Origin of the sequence: Xanthomonas sp. SHU 199 (assembly GCF_000364665.1) — a bacterium.
Lineage (GTDB): Bacteria > Pseudomonadota > Gammaproteobacteria > Xanthomonadales > Xanthomonadaceae > Xanthomonas_A > Xanthomonas_A sontii.
In genome coordinates this window covers 1-15,163 of the sequence record NZ_AQOI01000535.1, presented here as the reverse complement: position 1 = coordinate 15,163, position 15,163 = coordinate 1, and the positions used below count along the sequence as shown (strand labels likewise).

Below are 15,163 nucleotides of genomic sequence, written 5' to 3'. Positions count from 1 at the left end.
GGTCTATCGATCTTTCCGTAGGCGCGGTTGCAGCCGCGACCGGGGATTCCCGGTAACGCCAGGTCGCGGCTGATCCCAAACAGGGGACAAGAGCCGCTTCCACGACACGCGATGGCGCCACGATGTGGGAGGGACTTCAGTCCCGACTGCATGCACCGTCCGGCGACACACAAGCGGCAATGCCGCGACGTCCACCGCTACCGCGTCGGGACTGAAGTCCCTCCCACAATTGACCGCGCTCGCTGTGCGTCGGCTGTTCTGTCGATCTTCCGTAGGAGTGGCTTCAGCCGCTAGCGGGCTTTCCCGGTAACACAAGGTCGCGGCTGATCCCAAGCAGGGGGCAAGAGCCGCTGCTACGGCGGTTTGTGTTGCCTGCGCAACGCGGACGCGCGCTACGCGCTAGAAGTTGCGGGTGAAGCGCACCGTGCCGCTGCCGTCGGCGCTGCGCACCTGCACCACGAAGCGCAACTGGTCGTGGGCGCTGCTGCGCACCGTGCCGACGTAGTCGGTGTAGGCGTCGGTGCGGACCGCGCGCAGCGCCACCGGCTGGCGCTGGCCGCTGAGGTCGGTCGCCACCGCCTCCACCGTGCCCACCGCCGGTGCTTCCTCGCCGCCATGCAGGGTGCGCAGCGCGATCATCACCAGGGCGGTGTCGGCCTCGCGGGCGATGCCGTAGCGGCGCGCCACGTCTTCGCTCATCGCCAGGGTGGGCAAGGCGTTGTAGTGCACGCGCAGCGTGCCGAAATCGGCCTGCGCCGGGGTGGCGGCGAGCAGTGTCGCCGGACGTGGGGTGTCCTGGTCCGAGCAGGCGGCCAGGGCCAGGCATAGCAGCGCAACGGGCAGGACACGCATCGGCGTTCTCCGGATCAGTCGTCGTTGGCGGCGGACAGGGCACGACCGCGCGCGGCCGCCGCATCGATCGCGGCTGCGGTCAGCGCCTCGAAGTCGCCGCGTTGGAAGGTCTCGATCGCGGCCTGGGTGGTGCCGTTGGGCGAGGTCACCCGCCGGCGCAGTTCGCTCGGCGCCTCGCCGGATTCGGTGAGCATGCGCGCCGCGCCGAGCACGGTCTGCAGGGTCAGGGTACGCGCGGTGTCGGCGGGCAGGCCCTGGGCGATGCCGGCCGCTTCCATCGCCTCGGCGAGCAGGAACACGTAGGCGGGTCCGCTGCCGGAGACCGCGGTGACCGCATCGATCAGCGCCTCGTCCTCGACCCACACGGTGACCCCGGCGGCGGCCAGCACGCGCTCGGCGTGGGCGCGCTGGCCGGCATCGACGCCGGCGCTGGCGAACAGGCCGGTGACGCCGGCGCCGAGCAGGGCCGGGGTGTTCGGCATCGCGCGGACCAGGGCGTGGCCGCCGCCGAGCCAGCGGTCCAATTGCGCGGTGGTGATGCCGGCGGCGATGGACACCAGCAATGGCCGCTGCGCCTGCGCCAGCGTGGCCAGTTCGGTGCAGACCCCACGCAGCACTTGCGGCTTGACCGCGAACATCCACAGCGCCGCGCCGTCGGCGGCCTCGGCCGCGGAGGCGACGGCGTGGACGCCGTACTCGGCGACCAGGGCTTCGCGCAGTGCCGCCACCGGCTCGGCCACGCGGATGCGGCGCGGATCGGTGCCCTGCCGGACCAGGCCGGCGATCAGGCTGCGCGCCATGTTGCCGCCGCCGATGAAGGCGAGATCGGCCGCTTGGGAATCGGGGGAAGCGGAAGCCATGTGCGCACCGTCGCGAAGAGGGAGCGCCATGGTAGCGGCTGCGCCGCGCCGCGTTGCTGCGGTGCGGCGCAGTCCGGGTCACGCTGCGGAAGAACGCGCCGGCCGCCATGCGGACCGGCGCGACGGACTCAGTTGGACTCGGTGAAGGTGATCGACGGCGTGCTGCCGCCGGCCGTCGAGCAGCTGCCCAGGTTGAGGTTGTTGGTCTCGCCGGTGCTGCCGGCATTGGCCGCGCAGGTCGGGGCGGCGGTGGAGCCGTTGGTGGCGGCCACCTTCACCGTGATCGACGAGCCGGAGTTGAAGTTGGCGCTGGAACCGCCGGCGTTGCCGACCACGTTGAACTCGGCGTCCTTCCACACGGTGGCCAGCTTGACCACGCTGTCCCTGGCGCTGACGCTGTAGGCGGTGCCGTTGTTGGTGAAGGTGATGGTGTCGTTGCCGTTGGCGGTGGCCGAACCGGTCAGCTTGAGGTTGGCCAGTTGCGTGGCCGGCACGTCCGGCGCGCTGACCGCATTGCTGTTGCGGTAGCAGTCCGAACCGCCGCCGCTCGTCCAGCCGCTCGGGCAGCTGCTGCCGTAGCCGATCAGCCAGTACTGCATGAACACCGCAGCCTGGCCCTGGGTCTCGTAGTCGGTGGCGTAGACGAACTGCTGCCACACGGTGCAGCCGGAGCGGCCGCCGCAGACGCTGGTGGTGGCGTTGTAGTTGGAGTTGATCTGCAGCGAGTACTCGTTCGGGCCGAGGATGCCGCCGCCGCCGAAGGAGGCCACGCCCACGCCTTTCTCCGAGGTCACGCCGGTCACCTGCGGGAAGCTGCCCACGACCTTGCTGATCAGGCTGCTGGAACGCAGCGCGTAGTCGTAGCCGTTGCCGGTGGTCTCGGTGGCGCCGAACAGGATCTTGTGCGGGATCGGATGCACGCGGCGGGTCAGGGTCTTGCAGACGTCCGTTTGCCACTGCGTATCGGGGAAGTTGGCATGGAAGCAGCCTTCCGCCGGCGTCGGTTGATGCGCCATGGTTTCGCGCCAGGCGGTGCGTGCCTGGACTTCCGCGGGCGACATCATCGCTTCTTCGTTGGTCCAGGCCGGCGTCGCCGTCGGCGCGGCCATCGCCGCGGGGACGTGCAGCAGACCGATGACGCAGGAGGCGAACAGCAATCGGGTGGATGCTTGCATCTGTGACCTCGTTCGAGCCGAGCGCATTCGGCAATGGACTGCGGAGTACCCGCGGTCGGCCGCCATGGAAGCGAAGCGCGTGCGTCTGAAACGTGACTGAATTAACGGTTTGCAACCGTGTCGCATGGTTCAGGAAGCGCTGTCGGCGCGAACCTTTCATTCATCCCGAAATTCTATGGTTTTCAACGAGATCGCCTACGACAGAATTCCGATGTTGGTGAATCGATTTTGAAGCGGCTGTAGACAAATCATCACGGTGTCACGGGCACTGCGGTAATGCGGCGCGGCAGCAGCCGGTTCAGCCGGAAGCGCGCGGGCCGCGCGCCCCGAACAAGGCCGTGCCGACCCGCACCATGGTGGCGCCGGCGGCGATGGCGTCGGCGAAGTCGCCGCTCATGCCCATCGACAAGGTGTCGACCTGCGGGTGGGCGGTGCGCAGCCGCGCGAACAGGGCGTGCATGCGCGCGAACGCGTCGATGCGGCGTTCGGCCTCCGGCCACGGCGCGGGAATGGCCATCAGCCCGCGCAGCATCAGCGCCGGCTGCGCGGCGATGGCCGCGGCCAGCACGTCCACGGCGTCGGGCTGGCAGCCATGCTTGCTGGCCTCGTCGTCGATGTTGACCTGGATCAGCACGTTCAGCGGCGCGCGTTCGGGTGCTGCCGCGCGGCCCTTGGCCAGGGCGGCGACCAGCTTGGGCCGGTCCACGGTCTGCACCCAGTCGAACAACGTCGCCGCCTGTTCGGCCTTGTTCGACTGCAGGTGGCCGATCAGATGCCATTCCAGTCCGGCCTCGGCCAGCGCGGCGATCTTGGCCGCCGCTTCCTGCACGTAGTTCTCGCCGAAGGCGCGCTGCCCCTGCGCGGCCAGCGCCGCCACGGCCTCGGCCGGCTGGGTCTTGGACACCGCCAGCAACTGCGCGTGCGGGCGCCCTGCGGCGTCGGCGGCGCGGTCCATGTCCAGGCGAATCTGTTGCAGCGGAGAGAGGGGCACGGCGGCGTTCCGGCAAAGGGAAGGGCGCTATACTGCCGGCCGGGGAATCATCCTTCCAGTCGCAGCCCAAGGGGAAAAGCAGCGTATGGATATCGCTGAACTATTGGCGTTCTCGGTCAAGAACAAGGCGTCCGACCTGCACCTGTCCGCGGGCCTGCCGCCGATGATCCGGGTCGATGGCGACGTCCGCCGCATCAACATTCCGGCGCTGGACCACAAGCAGGTGCATGCGCTTGTCTACGACATCATGTCGGACAAGCAGCGCCGCGACTACGAGGAATTCCTCGAGGTCGACTTTTCCTTCGAGATTCCCAGCCTGGCGCGCTTCCGCGTCAACGCGTTCAACCAGAACCGCGGCGCCGGCGCGGTGTTCCGCACCATTCCCTCGGAAGTGCTGACCCTGGAAGACCTGGGCTGCCCGCCGATCTTCCGTCAGCTGATCGACCAGCCGCAGGGCCTGATCCTGGTCACCGGGCCGACCGGCTCGGGCAAGTCGACCACGCTCGCCGGCATGATCGACTACATCAACAAGAACGAATACGGCCACATCCTCACCGTCGAGGATCCGATCGAATTCGTGCACACCTCGCAGAAGTGCCTGATCAACCAGCGCGAGGTGCACCGCGACACCCACGGCTTCAACGAGGCGCTGCGCTCGGCGTTGCGCGAAGACCCGGACATCATCCTGGTCGGCGAGTTGCGCGACCTGGAAACCATCCGCCTGGCGCTGACCGCGGCGGAAACCGGCCACCTGGTGTTCGGCACCCTGCACACCAGCTCGGCGGCCAAGACCATCGACCGCATCATCGACGTGTTCCCCGCCGGCGAGAAGCCGATGGTGCGCTCGATGCTGTCCGAATCGCTGCGCGCGGTGATCTCGCAGGCGCTGCTGAAGAAGGTCGGCGGCGGCCGCACCGCGGCCTGGGAAATCATGGTCGGCACCCCCGCCATCCGCAACCTGATCCGCGAGGACAAGGTCGCGCAGATGTACTCGGCGATCCAGACCGGCCAGCAGAACGGCATGCAGACCCTGGACCAGCACCTGCAGGACCTGGTCAAGCGCAGCCTGATCACCCGCAACCAGGCCCGCGAGTACGCCAAGGACAAGCGGTTGTTCGAGTGAGGCCGGGAATCGGGAGTAGGGAATCGGGAATGGGAAGAGCAACGGCCCCATCCTTCCCGCTTCCGGATGCCCGCTGTTGCGATTCCCGATTCTCCATTCCCGATTCTCAGCTCCGAAGGAGCCGACCATGAGCACCATCGACTTCACCTCCTTCCTGAAACTGATGGCGCACCAGAAGGCGTCGGACCTGTTCATCACCTCGGGCATGCCGCCGGCGATCAAGGTGCACGGCAAGATCACCCCGATCACGCAGACGCCGCTGACCCCGCAGCAGAGCCGCGACCTGGTGCTGAACGTGATGACGCCGGCGCAGCGCGAGGAGTTCGAGAAGACCCACGAGTGCAACTTCGCCATCGGCGTGGCCGGTGTGGGGCGCTTCCGCGTCAGTTGCTTCTACCAGCGCAACCAGGTCGGCATGGTGCTGCGCCGGATCGAGACGCGCATTCCCAGCGTGGACGAGCTGAACCTGCCGCCGGTGATCAAGACCCTGGCGATGACCAAGCGCGGCATCATCATCTTCGTCGGCGCCACCGGCACCGGCAAGTCGACCTCGCTGGCGGCGATGATCGGCTACCGCAACCAGAACTCCACCGGGCACATCATCACCATCGAGGACCCGATCGAGTTCGTGCACAAGCACGAGGGCTGCATCATCACCCAGCGCGAGGTCGGCATCGACACCGACAGCTGGGAGAACGCGCTGAAGAACACCCTGCGCCAGGCGCCGGACGTGATCATGATCGGCGAGGTGCGCACCCGCGAGGGCATGGACCACGCCATCTCCTTCGCCGAGACCGGCCACCTGGTGCTGTGCACCCTGCACGCCAACAACGCCAACCAGGCGATGGACCGCGTCATCAACTTCTTCCCCGAGGACCGCCGCAGCCAGCTGCTGATGGACCTGTCGCTGAACCTGCGCGGCGTGGTCGCGCAGCAGCTGATCCCGACCCCGGACGGCAAGGGCCGCCGCGTGGCCATGGAGATCATGCTCGGTACGCCGCTGGTGCAGGACTACATCCGCGAGGGCGAGATTCACAAGCTCAAGGACGTGATGAAGGAGTCCACCAACCTGGGCATGAAGACCTTCGACCAGAGCCTGTTCGAGCTGTACCAGGCCGGCGAGATCAGCTACGAGGATGCGCTGCGCCACGCCGATTCGCAGAACGAGGTGCGCCTGCGCATCAAGCTGGCGCAGGGCGGCGACGCGCGCACCCTGGCGCAGGGCCTGGACGGGGTCGAGATCGCCGAGGTGCGCTGAGCCTGGTGGGCGAGCGCAGGGCCGGCCGCAGGGTGCGCCGGTGCGGAACCAGGATCGCGCCGGTTGTCTCGCGTTCTTGTGCGGGTGTCGAGTTTTCAATCAAGCGTCCGTCGTCGGTCCATCGTGGACGCGTCAGCCGAAGGGAGGGAAGCCGCCATGAACGAACTGCCTGAAGTGCTTTGGTCGAACGAGCCGCATGCCGGCGACTACATCAATTCCGTGGCGGTGTCCGACGATGGCAATGTCATCGTCGCCGGCACCTTCTTCCACGATTACGGCGATACGACGCAGACGTCCGGGCTGGACGCAGTGCCTGTCGAGCAGCGCAAGGTCTTCGAGCGTATCGCGCCTGCTGCCACGCGCAGCGACGTCGGCAACGATCAGCAAGGGTGTTACGGCACCTACGCCTGGGATGGGGCCGGCAAGCTGCTGCTGAAGAAGGAATTCGAAGGTTGGCAGGGCGTGTACTGGGTCGATGTCGCGGGGGACGGGGGCACCATGGCCAGCTGCGGCTGGAAGAGCCAGCAACCGTACGCCGGCTTCATCGGTGCCTGGGCGGTCTCGGGCGGGAAGGAATTGCTGTCCTATGCGCTCCCCGGTCGCGGCAACATGGTGTCGCTGGACGCGCGTGGGCAAACGTTGCTGGCCGGGGCCGAGCAGGGCTACCTGTTCTGCCGCGAGGGCGACGCGTCCTTCGGTGCGCCCGTGTGCATCGCCCTGAGCGGCAAGGGCGACACCGTGGTCGCCACGGGCATCGCCGCAGACGGCGCCACCGGGCTGGTGGCCAGCTATCACGGCGAGATCGTCCTGTTCTCGATCACGTCCGGACAAGCGGCGGCCCTGGCGCGCTGGCAGTTGCCCAACGGCGCCTACACCCACGGCGCGGTGCTGTCCGGCGATGGGCGCAGGGCCTATGCCGGCGCCAGCGACGGCACGCTGTACGCGTTCGACGTGGCGGCGTTCCAGAAAACGCCTGGGCCGGCCTGGACCGAGACGGTGCCCGAGGGCGCCACCACCATCTACGGGGTGGCCTGCGATCGCGCCGGCAACAAGGCCGCGATCGCCGGCAATCTCAAGGGCGGTGGCGTCGTCGCCGTGTACGCCGATGCCGGCACCGCTGCGACGCTGCAGTGGACCGCGCACAGCGCGCACTCGCCCAACTGCCTGGCGTTCGACCCCGACGGGCGCTGGCTGGGGCTGGCCGATGGTCATCCCGACGGGACGCCCGGCGGGTTCACCCTCTGGAACGCGGTCGACGGCACGGCGCTTTGGTCCTATGGCACGGACAACATGAGCTGGCCGATCCGGCTGAACAGCGGTGCCACCGTGGTGGTGGGTGGCAGCGACGACGGCTCGGTCACCGCCTTCGTCGGCCCCGGTTCGGCGATCGGCCGTGGCCGTGCGGAGTCGGATGGATGACAGGCCGGGACGCCGAGGCGCCGTTTGGTACGCGCGTCGCGGCGCCGCGCCGTCCCGGCGCGCTGCTGGTGCTGTCGGTGGTGCTGGTGGGGGCGTGGCTGGCGGTCTTCGAGTTGGCGCGGGTCCTGGACTATCAGCCGCATGCGAGCCTGTGGTTCCCGCCGGTGGCGGTGACGCTGGCTACGTTCATGGTGCTGGGCTGGCGCGGTGCGCCGGCGATCGCCAGCGCCTGCGTGCTGGCCACGCTGCTCAGCTTCTATCGCACCAGCGGCCACCCCGTGGTCCCCGGTCGGGCGGTGCTGGGATACGCGCTGTTGTTCACCGCCCAGCAGTTCTGCGTCTGGGGCGGGCTGGCCTGGTTGCTGCGCCTGGTCGGCCGCGGGGTGTCCTCGAGCAGCCTGCCACGTGTGGTCACCTGCTTCATCCTGGGGGGCGGGGTGGCGTCGCTGCTGTCTGCCTGCCTGGGCGGCGCGGGGCTGGCCGTCACCGGCGCCATCGACTTGCCGAGCATGCTGGCGCAGTTGATCCCGTGGGCGATCGGCGACTACGCCGGCCTGCTGGCGCTCGGCCCGCTGGCGATCGTCGGGGTGCTGCGCCTGGCCGAGTGGCTGCAGATCGTGCCGCAGCCGGGTATCCCGCGCCTGTCGGGGATGGTCGCGCCGGCCGGAAGCGTCTCTGCCTACCTGGTGAAGCTCGCGTTGCTGCTCGGCGTCACCCTGGTGGTGATGGCGCTGGCGGCGGCGTTGCCGCGGCAGCCGGCCGTGGTGTTCGCGCTGTTCGTGGTGGTGGTGATCCAGTTGTGGATCGTGCATACCCACGGGATGCTGCAGGCGCTGGTGGCGATCGCGGCCTTCAGCCTGCTGATCGCCGTGGCCACGCCGTTGCTGCGGCTCGAGGCGCAGGCGCTCGCGCTGCAGTTCGCCATGATCAGCCTGGCGGCGAACAGCTACTTCGGCCTGGCCGTCCCCGGGCTCTATGCCGACAACACGCGGCTGCGCCATGCGCTGGTGCGCGATCCGGTGACCGCGGCGCTGTCGCGCACCGGATTCCTGGAGCAGGTGCTCAACGATCTGCAAGTGGCCGCGCAGGACCCACGTCCGCTGGCGGTGATCGTCGCCGACATGGACAACCTCAAGGCGATCAATGACCAGTTCGGACACGCCGCGGGGGATGCGGCCCTGCGCGCCTTCGTCAAGCGCTGCCGGCGTTGCCTGCGACCGGGCCAGTTGCTGGGGCGCCGGGGCGGCGACGAGTTCGCGCTCTACCTGCCGCTGACCACGCCTGAGAGGGCGCAGGGGCTGATCGACGCGCTGCGCGGTGCGCTTGCCAAGCCCGGCGACGACGACGGATTCGCAACCGCACTGTCGGCCAGCTTCGGCCTGGCCCTGTGCCACCGCCGGGATCTGGACGCGGAGGCGCTGGAGGAACTTCTCGAACGCGCCGATGCGGAGATGTACGCGGACAAGCGGCAGCGCCGCGCGGTGGCTGTGCGCTGAGGGTTCCGCTTGTCCCGTCGGGAGGAGGTGCCAGCAGGGGCGGATGAGGGGAGGGCGAAGCATCGTGGTCTTGGTTCGGCGGGACGCTTCGCGCCGTACCCTCACCCCAACCCCTCTCCCGAGGGGAGAGGGGCTTTAGCTGTTCCTTCTCCCCTCGGGAGAAGGTGCCCCGAAGGGGCGGATGAGGGTACGGGCGGAGCCTCGTGCGTCCTGGCGCTGCGAGACGCTTCGCGCCGTACCCTCACCCCAACCCCCGCTCCACACCCTGTCGCCCCACCGGGAGAGGGGCTTTAGCTGTTCCTTCTCCCCTCGGGAGAAGGTGCCCCGAAGGGGCGGATGAGGGGACGGTGCGCCAGAATGCGAGCCATGCAAACCGACAACCCCTACGCCGCCCCGGTCGCCGCGCTGCCTGACACCGCGGCCGCTGCGGCACCCGCCGACCCGCTGTCCACGCTGTTCGCGCCCTCGGCGGCCAAGCTGGCGCTGCTGTGCGCGACCAGCTTCGGCTGGTATGCGCTGTACTGGTTCTACCGCAACTGGCGCGCCTTGCGCCTGCTGTCCGGGCGACGACGCATCTCGCCGGTGTGGCGCTCGGTGTTCTCGCTGCTTTGGGTATTCGCCTGCTTTCGCGGGCTGGAACGCATCATCGGCGCGCAGCGTGGCGCGCTGGTCGGCTGGCTGGGGCCGGCGTTGGCCTATGTCTGCCTGAGCCTGCTCGGCGTGTGGCCCTCGGCGCTGTCGCTATTGACGCTGCTGACCTGGACGCCGGTCCTGCTGGTCAACCAGCGCCTGGCGCGATTCAAGCAGGCGCGCGGCTTGCCGCAGAGCGCGGCCGAGCGCTTCACTGCCTGGACCTGGGCGTGGCTGGCGATCGCCGGGCCGTTCGCGCTGCTGGTGATGATCACGATGATGAGGGCGGTGACCATCGGCCACGCCATCGACATCGATCTGCCGCAGCGATAGGTCACGAACGCCAGGCGGAATCGGGGAGGCCACAGGGGCGGCATCCGGCGTCGACACGCGGCAGGGGCGATCCGCTGCGAGTCTTCAAAGTTTCATATGCAACCACCCTCGCCTGGTGTCTAATACCGCCCCCCACGCTGTGCCCCCTCCCGTGAGCCTTCCCGATTCCGATCTGCGTCCGGACCTGGACCCGTTGCCCGACGACGGCACCGTCGTCACCGCCGGACCGCTGACCCCGCCGCCGGATTCGGCCGGCACCGTGCAGGATGCGCGCGCGCTGCGCCACAGCGTGGCCGAGGACGTGCAGGGCATGCTGCTGGCGACCCTGGTGGCCTCGCTGGGGCTGGCGGTGTTCGCCCATGGCGGGCTGATGATCGGCGGCATGGCCGGCGTGGCCTTCCTGTTGCACTACGCGCTGGGCTGGAACTTCGGCCTGATGTTCGTGCTGGTCAACCTGCCGTTCTACTGGCTGGCGGTGCGGCGCATGGGCTGGGAATTCACGCTCAAGACGTTCGTCGCGGTCGCCGCCTGCGGCCTGCTGACCGATCTGCTGCCGTGCTGGGCGCAGTGGGCGACGATGACGCCGCTGTTCTCGGCGCTGGTCGGCGGCGCGCTGGTCGGCCTGGGCATCCTGTTCTTCATCCGCCACCGCGCCAGCCTCGGTGGCGTCGGCATCCTCGCGGTCTACCTGCAGCGCAGCCGCGGCTGGAGCGCGGGCAAGGTGCAGATGAGCTTCGACGCGGCGCTGATGACGGTGGCGTTCTGGCTGCTGGCGCCGCAGCAGGTGCTGTACTCGGCGATCGGCGCGGTGGTGCTGAGTCTGGTGCTGATGTTCAACCACCGCGCCGGACGCTACATGGGCGTGTGAGGTCCGCCGCCGGTCGCCGTCGCGCGATCGGCAACCCGCGCATCGCAGCACGCGGGGTTCCTTGCGGGGGCGCGAACGTCGCGCGATCCGCCCGTGTTGCGCTTGGTCATGCAGGACATGCACGCAATGCCCGCCGTCCATCGGCGTGCCGCTGCACTGTGCTGGGCACGGCATCGCCCGTGCATGACGGCAACTGTCTACGGAATCTCCGCGGTGTCTACGAAACAGCCTTGCTGTCCAAGTGTGACGCAGCGCATGCTGCTGTCGAAGAAAGGATGAGCGCGCACGGACGGCGCAAGGCGATCGCGGGGAGCGCGATCCCACCTGCATGACGTTCACCACGATGTTCGGCGCCGCGCCTGCGCGGCGGCGCGGTGCTGCCTGTCCGGCGCGCCGCGACGGCTGCCGGCGCTTACAGCTTTTCCACGGAACGAGGGGCAGTGCGATGAAACGTGCGATGGGATTCGCAGCATTGGTCTGTGTGGTGGTTGCGGCGTGCTCTGCCGTGAATCCTGGGTCGGGATCGAAGCCCGGCAGCGGTGGCGGGACGGTCACGCCGGCACCCACGCCCGTGGCGGGATCCGGATCGGGGCCCGCGCCAGGCGCAACCGACTGCACGCCGCCGGGGCCGCCGGCGCCGTCGTGGTTCCCGCATGCGCAAACGCCGGCGCCGGATTCGGCGGGCTTCGCGTCCAGCAGCAATTGCGAGTTCCATCAGTGGTCGTGGAATACGTTCCTGTGGCTGACCCAGGACGTGGGCGGGCAGCCGCGCTTCCTGAGCATGTCCAGCGATGGCATCGGCGGCGTTGCCGACGGCGTCCTCGATCCGTTGATCGGCCGCTCGCAGCAGGCGCGCACGGTGGAACTGATCGATCAGGCAGGCCCGGACGGCGTGCTGGTGGATCGGCATGGGCGTGCGGTCTATTACTCGATCCATTCCAACGACGTGTTCGGCCAGTTCATCGCCAGCAATCACCTGCAGGATCCGAAGGCGTTGCGCGCCTTCGATCCGACGGCGGCATTTCCGGTCGGCAGCATGACCCTGAAGGCAGCGTGGAAAGTGGTGCAGCCGGGCGAGGACGTATCCACGTTCTATACCCGCCAGGCGCAGATCGCCAAGCTGGGCATGCGCAAGGGCAAGATCATCGCCACCGGCGACACCGAAACCCAGACCGTGGCGCTGGTCGGCTTCCACATCGGCGGCACGGTCGCCGGCCATCCGGAGATGATCTGGGCCACGTTCGAGCACCGCGACAATGCACCGGATGTGGACACGTCGCTCAATCCGGGCCAGCCCGTCTCCGACAAGGACTGGACCTTCTACAAGGCCGGTACCCCGATCGAACAGTGCAACGTCAACGCCGCCGGTGCCGGTGCACTGACCTTGAACGCGCAGACCCAGACCCTGAGTCCGGTGACCCAGGTCTGCCGCATGGTGCCGTACGGCGGGCAGAAGCCATGCCCGAGCGGCCAGGACTGCAACATCGCCAACATCCAGTCGATGAACACCTCGGTGCAGAGCCAGTTGAACGACGTGTGGAAGAACTACTTCGAGGTCGGTGCGATCTGGTTCGTGGCCAAGGAGGCGTTGGCGCCCAACTGCACGTTCCAGCCAGGTTCGGCCCTGGAATGCATTCCCTCGCCGACACCCGAAGGTGCGCCGCCGCTGCTCACCGGCTCGATCAAGCTGTCCAATTCCACCATCGAGACCTTCACCCAGGTGCAGAGCACGCAGAACAACTGCTTCGCCTGCCACAACACCACCCAGGTGATTTCGCCCGATCCGCGCGCGCAGTCGTTGCCGGGGCTGAACGTCAACATCAGCCATGTGGTGATCAACGACTACTTCCAGGCGCAGTTGCCGCAGAAGGCCCCGCCGGCGGCGCGGCCGGCCACGCCGCGCTGAGGCGCGCCCCTCTCATCCGGATCAGGAGCAAGTCACCATGACCAGCAACGTGTTTCGCGTGCATCCGGCAATCGGCATCGGCCGCGTTGGCGACAGCCAGGAGTTCTATCTCGCACCGGTGACCGCGGCCGGCACCCGCGGTGCCGACGGGCTGATGGGCGGGCTGCCGGTGCAGCCCGGCACCGAGTCCACGCCGATCACCGCCGAGCAGTTCCGCGACGCCGCCGGCAACGTCAAGCGCCAGGCCGCACGCTTCCACATCTACGCCTACCCCAGCGGCAGTTCCGGCAGCTATCCCAATGGCGGCGGCGTGCGCGTGGACGTCGGCAGCACGATCGACGGCAAGACGGTCAAGGACATCGTGTGGACCGTGCATCTGGCCAACAAGAAGCTCAACAACTATTCGACGGTGAGCCAGGGCGGCCAGTTTCGCGGCATCGGCGCCTATGAGGAGCCCGGCGTGCTGGAGCTGCGCAATCCGGACTACCCGGGCGCGGCCGATCCGGCCGATCCCAATGATCCGACGCGCCTGCGGCAGTTGGTGATCGATCCGGGTCCGCGCGCGCTCAGCGCCGCCGCGGCGGGCAGCGCCGTGGTTGGCTTCGACATGACCACCACCGCCAGCTACGCCGATGCCAGCGGCACGATCCACCCGCAGCCGGCCTATCCGGTCAGCTTCCCCTCGATGTTCCATACGCTGCACGAACCGCTCGGCAAACTCGATTCGTTGGGCGACATGCGCGTGGAGGCCAACGGCGCGCTGATCGTGGCCGGTGGCTTCGCCCGCACCTCGGCGGTGATCGGGGCCGATGGCAGCTATCCGCCGCTGGAGGACGCGACCGAGAACGGCCTGTGGTACGACGACGCGGCCGATGGCCCGGTCAATGCCGTGCTGATCTTCAACGACGGATCCACCGCCAGCGTGCAGGGTGCCTGGTACGTCACCGGCGATCCGGGCTATGCGCCGCAGACCCGCAACGTGGTGTCCACCTGGGACGACGTCTACGACGTGTGGGTGCGCGCACTGGGCCTGGTGCCGTCGCTGTACGCCAACAACGCGTTCGTCGCCACCTACCAGCCGTCCTTCAGCGACGACATCCAGCCGATCTTCCACGCGGCGATGCTGCAGCGCTGGAACACCAATCTGCCGTCGGGAGCGGTCAAGGGCCACGACATGATCGGGCAGATCCAGCCCACCGACGATCCGAGCGCGAAGATTCCCAACCTGAAGACGCTGATCCGCGACCCGGCCTCCGCCGCCGACACCGAGACCGGCTCGCCGATGATGCCGCTGTCGCTGGGCGATGCGCAGAAGAGCTTTCTCAGCGTCAGTTCCACCCAGTACTTCCTGATGAGCCAGTGGCACGGCAAGAACTACGTGCAGGGCGGCGCACCTGTGCTGGGCCCTGGCGAAGCGCTGGACCGCGTCACCCTGCAGAACTGCCTCGGCGGACGCTACAGCCCGGGCATCGAGGTGTCGTTCCCGATCCGCGACGTGAACCTCTACGTGCAGGACTGGAAGGCCCAGGATTGCGGACCATTCCGCATCAACCAGGCGCCGCTGGACTACAGCAAGGCGAATCAGGGCAGCGCGTTCCTGAGCTTCGGCTATGTGCCGCTGCAGCAGCACCTGGTGGAGCCGGGCGACCTGTCCAAGTTCATGTCGGTGCCCTGGCACACCGACTACAACTCCTGCGCCACCCATCTGCCCGATCCCAATCCGGGGCAGCAGACCGTCAATCCGAACAACACCTTGTTCTGGTCGTGGCCGGCCGAGCGGCCGTTCGCGGTCTACCCGGCGGCGCTGTGCCAGGTCGACCCCGACGACGACACCTGGTACCTGGGGCCGCAGGTCTATTCGGTGCGTGGCGAAGGCACCGACAGTCCGTATCCGACCAGGGCCGGACGCTTCCAGGCGTACGCGGACTTCGTCGCCAACTGGTCCAAGGTGGGCTTCGTCATCAGTGGCGCGCAGATCGCGCAGGTTTCCGGCAAGCCGCCGTACCCGGCCGAGCTGTTCCTCGAAGTGGCGAGCCAGTTCGATCCGGGCCAGGAGTTCGTGGCGCCGTGGCCGATGGCGAACATGCCGGTCGATCCGAAGGTGTGATGAGCACGCACCTCGGGAGCATATGGACGTCTCTGGACGGGACACGCCGATGAGCGCGCACGACCGCTGCACCGTCGCCATCGTCGGCGGCGGCGCGGCCGGCTGCGCCACGGCGCTGGCGCTGGCCGCGCGCGGGGTCGAGGAC

The 15,163-nt window shown here is 68.5% G+C and carries 12 protein-coding genes; 8 read left to right on the top strand and 4 right to left on the bottom strand.

Annotation, left to right across the window (positions count from 1 at the left end):
• Nucleotides 1-399 precede the first annotated feature (399 nt).
• The 4 genes from D183_RS0116185 to D183_RS0116170 form a co-directional block, all read right to left on the bottom strand.
• Nucleotides 400-852, bottom strand: coding sequence for a DUF4426 domain-containing protein (locus tag D183_RS0116185; protein WP_017909920.1), 453 nt, complete (start codon nt 850-852; stop codon nt 400-402).
• 14 nt (nt 853-866) lie between these two features.
• Nucleotides 867-1,712: a pyrroline-5-carboxylate reductase gene (gene proC, locus D183_RS0116180; RefSeq protein ID WP_017909919.1), complete on the bottom strand. Its 846-nt coding sequence runs from the start codon at nt 1,710-1,712 to the stop codon at nt 867-869.
• Between the two features lie 128 nt (nt 1,713-1,840).
• The gene (locus tag D183_RS0116175; protein WP_017909918.1) at nt 1,841-2,869 is read right to left on the bottom strand and encodes a hypothetical protein; all 1,029 of its coding nucleotides are present in this window, start codon (nt 2,867-2,869) and stop codon (nt 1,841-1,843) included.
• 316 nt (nt 2,870-3,185) lie between these two features.
• Nucleotides 3,186-3,842: a YggS family pyridoxal phosphate-dependent enzyme gene (locus D183_RS0116170; RefSeq protein ID WP_017909917.1), complete on the bottom strand. Its 657-nt coding sequence runs from the start codon at nt 3,840-3,842 to the stop codon at nt 3,186-3,188.
• Nucleotides 3,843-3,963: 121 nt separating this feature from the next.
• On the opposite strand from D183_RS0116170, the gene D183_RS0116165 reads away from it, so the two are divergent.
• From D183_RS0116165 to D183_RS0116130, 8 genes are all read left to right on the top strand, one after another.
• Nucleotides 3,964-5,001, top strand: a complete 1,038-nt coding sequence (locus tag D183_RS0116165; protein ID WP_010344138.1) for a type IV pilus twitching motility protein PilT — start codon at nt 3,964-3,966, stop codon at nt 4,999-5,001.
• 127 nt (nt 5,002-5,128) lie between these two features.
• Nucleotides 5,129-6,259: a PilT/PilU family type 4a pilus ATPase gene (locus tag D183_RS0116160; RefSeq protein WP_010344137.1), complete on the top strand. Its 1,131-nt coding sequence runs from the start codon at nt 5,129-5,131 to the stop codon at nt 6,257-6,259.
• A 156-nt stretch (nt 6,260-6,415) separates the two neighbouring features.
• Nucleotides 6,416-7,678 carry a WD40 repeat domain-containing protein gene (locus D183_RS0116155; protein ID WP_017909916.1) on the top strand — a complete coding sequence of 421 codons (1,263 nt, stop codon included), beginning with the start codon at nt 6,416-6,418 and terminating at the stop codon, nt 7,676-7,678.
• Entirely contained in the window at nt 7,675-9,174 is a 1,500-nt protein-coding gene (locus D183_RS0116150; RefSeq protein WP_017909915.1) for a GGDEF domain-containing protein, read from the top strand. Before D183_RS0116155 ends, D183_RS0116150 begins: the two co-directional genes overlap by 4 nt.
• Nucleotides 9,175-9,540: 366 nt before the next feature.
• Nucleotides 9,541-10,137: a hypothetical protein gene (locus D183_RS0116145; RefSeq protein WP_017909914.1), complete on the top strand. Its 597-nt coding sequence runs from the start codon at nt 9,541-9,543 to the stop codon at nt 10,135-10,137.
• Nucleotides 10,138-10,330: 193 nt separating this feature from the next.
• Nucleotides 10,331-11,005, top strand: a complete 675-nt coding sequence (locus tag D183_RS0116140) for a YitT family protein (RefSeq protein WP_017909913.1) — start codon at nt 10,331-10,333, stop codon at nt 11,003-11,005.
• 571 nt (nt 11,006-11,576) lie between these two features.
• Nucleotides 11,577-12,911, top strand: a complete 1,335-nt coding sequence (locus D183_RS0116135) for a hypothetical protein (protein WP_232757293.1) — start codon at nt 11,577-11,579, stop codon at nt 12,909-12,911.
• 37 nt (nt 12,912-12,948) lie between these two features.
• The gene (locus tag D183_RS0116130) at nt 12,949-15,018 is read left to right on the top strand and encodes a LodA/GoxA family CTQ-dependent oxidase (protein ID WP_017909911.1); all 2,070 of its coding nucleotides are present in this window, start codon (nt 12,949-12,951) and stop codon (nt 15,016-15,018) included.
• Nucleotides 15,019-15,163: the final 145 nt, after the last annotated feature.

Coding starts and splice junctions, on each gene's coding strand:
- D183_RS0116165 (WP_010344138.1), top strand. CDS start 3,964: ATGGATATCGCTGAACTATTGGCGTTCTCGGTCAAGAACAAGGCGTCC.
- D183_RS0116185 (WP_017909920.1), bottom strand. CDS start 852: ATGCGTGTCCTGCCCGTTGCGCTGCTATGCCTGGCCCTGGCCGCCTGC.
- proC (WP_017909919.1), bottom strand. CDS start 1,712: ATGGCTTCCGCTTCCCCCGATTCCCAAGCGGCCGATCTCGCCTTCATC.
- D183_RS0116130 (WP_017909911.1), top strand. CDS start 12,949: ATGACCAGCAACGTGTTTCGCGTGCATCCGGCAATCGGCATCGGCCGC.
- D183_RS0116150 (WP_017909915.1), top strand. CDS start 7,675: ATGACAGGCCGGGACGCCGAGGCGCCGTTTGGTACGCGCGTCGCGGCG.
- D183_RS0116155 (WP_017909916.1), top strand. CDS start 6,416: ATGAACGAACTGCCTGAAGTGCTTTGGTCGAACGAGCCGCATGCCGGC.
- D183_RS0116170 (WP_017909917.1), bottom strand. CDS start 3,842: ATGGACCGCGCCGCCGACGCCGCAGGGCGCCCGCACGCGCAGTTGCTG.
- D183_RS0116160 (WP_010344137.1), top strand. CDS start 5,129: ATGAGCACCATCGACTTCACCTCCTTCCTGAAACTGATGGCGCACCAG.
- D183_RS0116145 (WP_017909914.1), top strand. CDS start 9,541: ATGCAAACCGACAACCCCTACGCCGCCCCGGTCGCCGCGCTGCCTGAC.